The organism is Dyella sp. 01N36, from assembly GCF_056399745.1.
Genome location: NZ_JBFTRY010000154.1, coordinates 1 through 8,312 on the forward strand (window position 1 = coordinate 1; position 8,312 = coordinate 8,312).

The window sequence follows — 8,312 nt, forward strand, 5'->3', positions numbered from 1 at the left end:
GTCCTTAATCAACAAGCGGACGATAAGCGCGCACCACAGGCTTCTCCCTTTCCAGATCGTACCGCGCCTGAAGTGCCAGCCAGTAAAAGGCGGTGGTGTCGAAGACCAGAGATAGCCGAATGGCAATCTTGGGGGTGATGGGCTGGGTGTCGGCGATGAAGGCTTTGATGTGGTGGGCGGGTATGCCGGTGCGGCGGGCAAGTTGGGCGGGGTTGAGTGCGCTTGGGATGAGGTAGGCGTGCAGCAGGATGTCGCCGGGGGCTCGCAGGGGTTGCGAGGGGTCTACTTCCGAATGTGGGGTGAGCTGGATCAGTTCCATAGTGGTTCCTCCCTGTCGGACACGGCCGGGCAGCGGATAGGCGCTTACAGCGCTCCGTGTCAGTGAATGCTTGGCAGCTACGTCGGTGATCACCCGAATGAGGCGCATCGCCGCAAAACTGGGGTCAGAGTGCACTTTCTTTCCTCTGACGGAATCGGCAGTGCAGCGCATGTCTGATTTGGCGACGGAAAATGCAGTTCTGATCCCAGTTTTTGCTTGTGCACCTGCGCGGACTCTTGTTGCACTAACTCGCTTAATCAACAAGAGGACGATAGGCGCGGACCACCGGCTTCACCCTTTCTAGATCGTGCCGTGCCTGCAATGCCAGCCAGTAAAAGGCGGTGGTGTCGAAGGCGAGGGAAAGGCGGACGGCGATTTTTGGGGTGATGGGGTGGGTGTCGGCAATGAAAGCTTTGATCTGATTGGAAGGTATGCCGGTGCGGCGGGCAAGTTGGGCGGGATTGAGGGCGCTCGGGATCAGATAGGCGTGCAGCAAGATGTCGCCGGGGGCTCGCAGGGGTTGCGAGGGGTCCACTTCCGAATGCGGGGTGAGCTGGATCAGTTCCATGGTGGTTCCTCCCTGTCGGACACGGCCGCACAGCGGATAGGCGCTTACAGCGCTCCGTGTCAGTGAATGCTTGGCAGCTACGTCGGTGATCGCCCGAGTGAGGCGCATCGCCATACCGGCCGATGCGCTGCAACGGCGATCATCGGAGGCGTGTGGTGTTCACTCGAGGCTCGTCACCGAGCAGGCGGGCGTACCGCTGAAGGCAGTGGATCGCCGTGCCCAGGCTGGCCGTGACGGCCACGGGAAGCGGCCACGGCAGCGCTCTGCCGGGGAATCCACGCGCCTGCGCGTGGCGGCACTGCTCGCTGTCGATACGCAAGCGCGTGGCGACATGGACGTGTTTCTGCTCGCCGTCGCTGACGTGGTGAAGGCGCGGAGCATGACGCGCGTGGCCGAGGAAAGCGGCCTTGGTCGCGAGAGCCTGTACAAGATGCTTCGACCAGGCGCAAAGCCCGGCTTTGCCACTGTGGGAAAATTGCTCAGCGCGCTTGGCGTGCGTTTTGAGGTGACTCCGGTGAAGAGCGCCTCGCCCGTCAAGCGGGTGCGGAAGTTGCGCGACGATGCCCCCGTGGCGGTGGCCGCAGCAAAGACGGTCGCGACGAAGAAACGTGCTCGCGCCTAGTGCTCCTTGATGACCGCGCGGGCGCCTGTTGCACTCTTCCATTTTCAGAGCAGTGTGCCGCCAGGCGTAGCCGATGATCTGTTGAGCGGATCCCGCACTAGCTCACCGATACCGTTTGCGCTTTTTTGGGCGCAACCAAAGCCCGCCCAAGCGGGCTTTTTTTTCGGGGCGTCGCAACGCAATATGCGCTGCGCCCCTTGGGGTCTGCAGTAGAAGGCGAGTCTTGCATCCGCCTTCGATGCTCCATGTTCGAACTAAAAAGCCCCCGCTGGCACGCTCCTTGATACACCCCTAATCAGTAACACCAACTCCATCCCCGGCACGGCATTCGTACGCGCTGAGCACCGCCTTTCCAGGCGGCTGGGTGCGGCTGTGCTTCCAACAAGTGGTTGCTGCCATGGAAATGAATTTCACGTTGATTGATGAGCTGGGCGAGCCGATCGAGGTCTTTTGCGAGGTCTTTGAGCGGGGCGAGTCGGTGTATTGGCGGGCCTGGTTGTATGGGTTTGCCACGTTGCAGGAGACGATGGATGGGCATGCGGCCGATGATTCGGCGATTGCGGGGCAAATCCAGGCGGAAATCATGTTGCGTGGGATTCGCGCACATGCTGACCGTGAGGGGCAGTAACTGACCTTGCGCATCCGCCCGCCAGTACGGCGGGGTATGGCTGGGCTAACATCCGCCAGATCAGACGGATGAGAACAGGCCATGGCGACCCAACATGCGGGCGATGCGTTAGTAGGGCAGTGTTATTGCGGTGCCGTCCGCTATCAGGTGCAGGATGCTTTTCTGTACGCCGCCAACTGCCATTGTTCGCAGTGTCGTCGCACCACCGGCTCGGCGTTCAAGCCGTTCGCGGGCATAGAGCGGGAACACCTGGCGTTAATCCAGGGTGAGGACTCATTGCTGATCGTGGGCGATCCCACGGGGCACGATGCACATTGCGGCCGTTGCGGCTCGCTGCTTTATTCGGTGGTGCGCGATGGTGCGTTTGTCCATGTGGCGATGGGAACGCTGGTCGATGCGCCTTCCATTCGCCCGAGTAAACACATCTTTGTCGGCTCGAAGGCGCCGTGGTTCGAGATCACCGACGATCTGCCGCAATACGAGGCTTTTCCGGATTGAAAGAACCCCGCCGTGGCGGGGTTTTTCGTGTCATGCCATGAGTGTCGGAGAGGATTGCAGCCGGTTTTGATAAGCCGCTTCCGTTTCCGTGTAGAGCCCGGACCATGGGTCCAGCACATAGCCCTCGGCGGGCTCGGGCGACACGCGCCTGGCGTGAAGTTCGTCGCCGGCAAATGGCGCATCAAGGGTCATCGGATCCATATGCACTCCTGCTGGTGGTCGCCTGGGAACTTCAGACTAGCCAGCGGCTCGTTGGTGACCGGTTAAAGCAGGCGCCGATTTGGGCAAACGGAATTCTTATCAAATTCCTAGGAATCGCAGGCTTTGACATTCTCATGACGGAGTGCTCCCCGGGGCGCAGCTCTATGAATCTTTTGCGGCATCACCTGCCATTTCCGCGATTTCGAGCAGGCGTGTCACAATGGCCGCCCCGCATCGCCACGACGACGCCCTTGCGATGGCTATCCAAAAAGACGCATTCCGGCAGTTCCAGGAAGAACTGGCCGCACTCGACAAGGAGCAGCAGACGCGTCGTAGCGATGCCAAGGAGAAGCCGATGGAGCGCGCCCGTCGCGAGTTCCTCGCGTTGCGTGAGCGCTATCAGTTGAGCGTGGCCGACGTGGTGGCGTTTTTCCCCGAGGAAGAAGGCATCGCGTATCTGCAAGCCTTGATTGCCGCCTCGGAAGCCCCGCAGCGCAAGCGTCGCGTCAGCCGAAAGGCGCCCGAGCAGGACTAAGCGCACTTTGCCCTTGCTCGCAGGGGCGCTAGCATCCGGCGCTCCCACCATGAGGTGTCGGAATGCTGCGTTACGCCGTACTTGCCGTGTTCGCCTTGATGTGTGCCGATGCCATAGCGCAGGACGTCACGCCGACGGTGTTCGCGCCCGGCGTGATTTCCGGACCGCTGCATGACAGCGCGCCGGCCTTCACGCCCGATGGCAACACGGTGTATTTCACGCGTAGCGATGGCACGTATTCCGGCATCCTGGTCAGCCATCTCGACCATGGGCATTGGTCCACGCCGGTGATGGCGCCGTTCTCCGGACAGTGGAGCGATATGGAGCCTTCGATGTCGCCGGATGGGCGCTTTCTCGTTTTCGTTTCCAATCGCCCGAAGACGCCGGGCGGCAAACCGCTCGATGGGTTCTTCATGGGGCGCAGCTTTCCCGAGCGTGGCGGCAACCTGTGGAAGGTGATGTGGCAGAACGGCAAGTGGAGCGCGCCGGTGCGCCTGCCGGATAACGTCAATCGCAGCGATTCCACCTTTGCGCCCAGCGTGGCGGCCGATGGCAGCCTGTATTTCATGCACCCGGCGGCCAATCCGAAGCACTTCCAGTTGTATCGGGCGGCATGGCATCGCGGTGGTTACGATGACCCGCAGCCGCTGCCTTTCAGCGATGGCCATGTCACCGATGTCGATCCTGCGGTGGCGCCGGATGAGTCCTTTGTGGTGTTTGGTTCCAGCCGTTCGCCGGCGCGTCAGATCGATCTTTTCATCGTGTTTCGCGACAACGGCACATGGGGCACGCCGATCCATCTGGGAAATGGCGTGAACAGCGCCGTCTCTGACGCGGAAGCGCGCCTGAGTCCCGACCATCGGACGCTTTACTTCGCCAGCGATCGCCTGGTGGATATCGCACCCGGCACCGTGCGTGCGGACTGGGATAACAGCAAATACAACATCTGGCAGATACCGCTGGCGCCGTGGCTTGAGGCGCACGCGAAAGCGCAGCAGCCGTAACGCGCAAGCATCCTTGTTGCGGCGATGACGTCTCCGTAACAATCCATTTGAGATACAGACGTCCATCACGGTGAGGACGTCAATCATGATCGAGCAGATTCCAGATTTGCCGGCGGGTGCACTGGGCTTTCGTGCAAGCGGGCAGGTCACCGCCACGGATTACTCGCAGATCCTCGTGCCCGATATCGAAGCGGCGTTTGCGGTCAACCGAAAGCTGCGCTTGCTCTATCACATCAGCCCGGACTTCACCGGTTTTGACGCAGGCGCCATGTGGGAGGACGCGCAGCTTGGCTTCCGTCACTTCAGTGGCTGGGATCGCGTGGCCCTGGTGACGGACGTGCACTGGTTACGCATCACAGCGACTGCCATGGGGTTTGCCGTGCCGGCGGAGTTCAAGCTGTTCCACGACGTGCAATTCGACGAAGCGGTGGCATGGATCAGCGAACCGCGGCCCGTCGACGAGGATGGGAACAAATGAAACTAATCGGCGCTTGTCAGCTGGCGCGACATGTGATGAAGTCGGCCACATGATCAGCCTTCACGCCAAACTCGTTGCCATGACCGCCGCTGCGGCGTCGGCCAGCGAGTGCGTGCGCGCGCTGAACAATAACAACGCCAATAACAATACCCGCAACCACGGGTGGGCCGGCGTGTAAGCAGCAGCAACACATTACACACGCAAAAAGGCCCGCTCACTGCGGGCCTTTTTGTTTTTCCGTCACGTGAAAGGCAAACCAGGAATCCAGCTCATGTGTTCGATCTTCGGCATGTTCGATCTGCAGCCCGGCGATGATCTGGCCGCGTTGCGCCAGCAGGCGCTCGAGCTTTCGCAACGCCAGCGTCACCGCGGCCCGGATTGGAGCGGTGTGTTCGTGGATGCGGGGGTGATCCTTGTGCACGAACGCCTGGCCATCGTCGACCCGGCCAGCGGCGCGCAGCCCTTGCATTCGCGTGATGGCGCGCTTGCGCTGGCGGTGAATGGCGAGATCTATAACCACCGCGAGTTGCGTGCGGCAAGCGACTACGACTTCACCACGGGCTCCGATTGCGAGGTGATTAACGCCTTGTATCGGCAACACGAATCGCCGTCTGTTTGGGTATCCCAGCTCAATGGCATTTTCGCCTTTGCACTATGGGACAGCGTCGAGTCGCGCTACGTGATAGCGCGTGATCCGATTGGYGTGTGTCCGCTGTATTGGGGGCACGACAAGGAAGGGCGGCTGTGCGTTGCCTCGGAAATGAAATCGCTGGTTGGTTTGTGTGCCGATGTGGCGCCGTTTCCGCCGGGGCACGTGTACGACAGCGTGGATGGCGAGCTGCGTCGCTACTACCACAAGCCATGGCGCGACTATGCGCAGACGCAGGGACACCAGGTACCTTTGCCGGAGTTGCGTCATGCCTTTGAACAAGCCGTGCATCGTCAACTGATGACCGACGTGCCGTATGGCGTGTTGTTGTCGGGCGGCCTGGATTCCTCGCTCGTGGCTGCCTGTGCCGCGCGCTTTGCACGTCATCGCGTGGAGGATGACGACCGCGGCGAAGCATGGTGGCCGCGCCTGCATTCCTTCGCCATCGGGCTGGAAGGCTCGCCCGATCTCGCCGCGGCACAAGTGGCGGCCGATGCCCTGGGAACGGTGCACCACGGCTTTGTGTACACCTTCTGGGAAGGTCTCGACGCGTTACCCGAGGTGATACGACACATCGAGACCTATGACGTCACCACCATCCGCGCTTCCACGCCAATGTATCTGCTGGCGCGTCGCATCAAGGCGATGGGTGTGAAGATGGTGCTGTCAGGCGAAGGGTCGGACGAGATCTTTGGCGGCTACCTGTATTTCCACAAGGCGCCTTYCGCTGAGGCATTCCACGAAGAAACGGTGCGCAAGCTCGACGCGCTGCACAGCTACGACTGCCTGCGCGCGAACAAGTCGATGATGGCCTGGGGCGTGGAGGCGCGCGTGCCGTTCCTCGACCTGGAATTTCTCGACGTCGCGATGGGCATGGATGCGCGTCACAAGATGGCGGGGCAGGGACGGATCGAAAAAGCCGTGCTGCGCGAAGCGTTCCAGGGCGCCTTGCCCGACGAGATCCTGTGGCGACAGAAGGAGCAGTTCAGCGATGGCGTGGGCTACGCCTGGATCGACGGCCTCAAGGCGCACGCCGAGCAGGCGGTGAGCGATCGCGAGTTCGCTGCCGCGGCCACGCGCTTTGCGCACAACCCGCCGGCCACCAAGGAAGCCTATTTGTATCGGCGCATCTTCGAGCGGTTCTATCCGGGGCAGGCGTGTGCGGAAACGGTGCCCGGTGGGAAGTCGATTGCCTGTTCCTCGCCGGCGGCGCTGGCGTGGGATCCGGCGTTCGCGGCTGCGGCCGATCCCTCCGGCCGCGCCGTGCGCGGCGTGCACCAGCAGGCGCTGGGCTGAGGTGTCAGGCGATGGACGAGCGCTTGCACGGCCGTCGCTGATCGCACGGGGCGCCGCCGCTCCCCTTGGATGGCGCCGCTCTTGTGGCCGCTGCCGGGACGCGGCCCGACCGCCCCGTCTGAACGCGCGTTCACGCCAGTGGTCCCTTCGGGCGCATTCCGGCCCCTGAGGCACCTCTGTTATCCTAGAAGGCTGAATATCCGGAATTTCAAATCACATGATCGAGACCAATCCGATCCATGCGCAGATCGCGGACCTCAAGGGCCGCGTCGAGTCGCTTAGGGGGTATCTTTGACTACGCCACCAAGCGTGAGCGTCTCGAAGAAGTAAGCCGCGAACTGGAAAGCCCCACCGTGTGGGACGATCCGCCGCGCGCACAGGAGCTGGGCCGCGAACGCGCCCGCCTGGACACCATCGTCAGCGGCATCGACAGCCTGACGGCCGGCCTCACCGATGCCGGCGAGCTGCTGGAAATGGCCGCCGCCGACAACGATGAAGACACCGCCAACTCGGTGGTCAAAGACCTGGCCGGCCTCGAAGCCAAGGTGAGCAAGCTGGAATTCCAGCGCATGTTCTCCGGCAAGATGGACGCCAACAACGCCTTCGTGGACATCCAGGCCGGCGCCGGTGGTACCGAGGCGCAGGACTGGGCCGAAATCCTGCTGCGCATGTACTTGCGCTGGGCCGAGTCGCGCGGCTGGAAGGCCGAGCTGATGRAAGTCTCCGGTGGCGAAGTGGCCGGCATCAAGTCCGCCACCTTCCGCGTGGAAGGCGACTACGCCTATGGCTGGCTGAAGACCGAGATCGGCGTGCACCGCCTGGTGCGCAAGAGCCCGTTCGATTCGGACAACCGCCGCCACACCAGCTTCACCTCGGTGTTCGTGTCGCCGGAAGTCGATGACGACATCGATATCGACATCAACCCGGCCGACCTGCGCACCGACGTGTATCGCTCGTCCGGCGCCGGTGGCCAGCACGTCAACAAGACCGAGTCGGCGGTGCGTATCACGCATATCCCGACCAATACGGTCGTGGCCTGCCAGACCGAACGCAGCCAGCACGCCAACCGCGATCGCGCCATGAAGATGTTGGCGGCGAAGCTGTATGAGCTGGAGCTGCAGAAACGCAACGCCGAGAAGGATGCGCTGGAAGCGACCAAGTCCGATATCGGCTGGGGCAGCCAGATCCGCAACTACGTGCTGGACCAGAGCCGTATCAAAGACCTGCGTACCGGCATCGAGCGTTCGGATACGCAGAAGGTGCTGGACGGCGACCTTGATGAATTCGTCGAGGCGAGTCTGAAGTCCGGCCTGGATGCCGGTGCCAAGCGCGTGGATGCCTGATCGACACCTATGGAACCTGGCCACACCGGAGGTAATGCCCGCATGACTCGCAGGAAGACTTTCCGTACGTTGATGGCATGTGTTGCATTGATGGCGTGCCAGGGCATGGTCGCCGCGCAAGACAATTCTGCCAGCCAGGGCGTCAAGGAGGATGCGCGCACGGCCGGCAAG

12 protein-coding genes are annotated in these 8,312 nt (G+C 62.1%); 9 read left to right on the forward strand and 3 right to left on the reverse strand.

Annotated elements, in window-relative coordinates:
- Positions 1-4: 4 nt before the first annotated feature.
- Both AC1DMG_RS17300 and AC1DMG_RS17305 read right to left on the reverse strand, forming a co-directional pair.
- Entirely contained in the window at positions 5-319 is a 315-nt protein-coding gene (locus tag AC1DMG_RS17300) for a HigA family addiction module antitoxin (RefSeq protein ID WP_477177475.1), read from the reverse strand.
- 253 nt (positions 320-572) lie between these two features.
- The gene (locus AC1DMG_RS17305) at positions 573-887 is read right to left on the reverse strand and encodes a HigA family addiction module antitoxin (RefSeq protein ID WP_477179135.1); all 315 of its coding nucleotides are present in this window, start codon (positions 885-887) and stop codon (positions 573-575) included.
- A 97-nt stretch (positions 888-984) separates the two neighbouring features.
- Between AC1DMG_RS17305 and AC1DMG_RS17310 the strand changes: the two genes are divergently transcribed.
- The 3 genes from AC1DMG_RS17310 to AC1DMG_RS17320 all read left to right on the forward strand — a co-directional run bounded on the left by AC1DMG_RS17310 (position 985) and on the right by AC1DMG_RS17320 (position 2,635).
- A complete protein-coding gene (locus AC1DMG_RS17310) occupies positions 985-1,509 on the forward strand; it encodes an addiction module antidote protein (RefSeq protein WP_477180828.1) in 525 nt (174 codons plus the stop codon).
- A gap of 397 nt (positions 1,510-1,906) precedes the next feature.
- Positions 1,907-2,137, forward strand: a complete 231-nt coding sequence (locus AC1DMG_RS17315) for a hypothetical protein (protein ID WP_441602388.1) — start codon at positions 1,907-1,909, stop codon at positions 2,135-2,137.
- An 81-nt stretch (positions 2,138-2,218) separates the two neighbouring features.
- Entirely contained in the window at positions 2,219-2,635 is a 417-nt protein-coding gene (locus tag AC1DMG_RS17320; protein WP_477177553.1) for a GFA family protein, read from the forward strand.
- A 30-nt stretch (positions 2,636-2,665) separates the two neighbouring features.
- On the opposite strand, the gene AC1DMG_RS17325 is transcribed toward AC1DMG_RS17320, so the two are convergent.
- The gene (locus AC1DMG_RS17325; protein ID WP_477177554.1) at positions 2,666-2,836 is read right to left on the reverse strand and encodes a hypothetical protein; all 171 of its coding nucleotides are present in this window, start codon (positions 2,834-2,836) and stop codon (positions 2,666-2,668) included.
- 256 nt (positions 2,837-3,092) lie between these two features.
- Here AC1DMG_RS17325 and AC1DMG_RS17330 point away from each other — a divergent pair, with 256 nt between their 5' ends.
- From AC1DMG_RS17330 to prfB, 6 genes are all read left to right on the forward strand, one after another.
- A complete protein-coding gene (locus AC1DMG_RS17330; RefSeq protein WP_441602385.1) occupies positions 3,093-3,371 on the forward strand; it encodes a 2-hydroxyacyl-CoA dehydratase in 279 nt (92 codons plus the stop codon).
- Between the two features lie 62 nt (positions 3,372-3,433).
- Positions 3,434-4,375: a hypothetical protein gene (locus tag AC1DMG_RS17335; RefSeq protein ID WP_477177555.1), complete on the forward strand. Its 942-nt coding sequence runs from the start codon at positions 3,434-3,436 to the stop codon at positions 4,373-4,375.
- Positions 4,376-4,460: 85 nt separating this feature from the next.
- Positions 4,461-4,853 carry a SpoIIAA family protein gene (locus AC1DMG_RS17340; RefSeq protein WP_441602383.1) on the forward strand — a complete coding sequence of 131 codons (393 nt, stop codon included), beginning with the start codon at positions 4,461-4,463 and terminating at the stop codon, positions 4,851-4,853.
- A gap of 49 nt (positions 4,854-4,902) precedes the next feature.
- A complete protein-coding gene (locus tag AC1DMG_RS17345) occupies positions 4,903-5,031 on the forward strand; it encodes a hypothetical protein (protein ID WP_477177556.1) in 129 nt (42 codons plus the stop codon).
- A 93-nt stretch (positions 5,032-5,124) separates the two neighbouring features.
- Positions 5,125-6,798, forward strand: coding sequence for an asparagine synthase B (asnB, locus tag AC1DMG_RS17350; protein WP_477180829.1), 1,674 nt, complete (start codon positions 5,125-5,127; stop codon positions 6,796-6,798).
- Positions 6,799-7,015: 217 nt separating this feature from the next.
- A protein-coding gene (gene prfB, locus AC1DMG_RS17355; RefSeq protein WP_477180830.1) for a peptide chain release factor 2 occupies positions 7,016-8,141 on the forward strand; the annotation gives its coding sequence in 2 pieces (ribosomal slippage) (positions 7,016-7,090 and positions 7,092-8,141; 1,125 coding nt in all).
- The last annotated feature ends 171 nt before the right edge of the window (positions 8,142-8,312 follow it).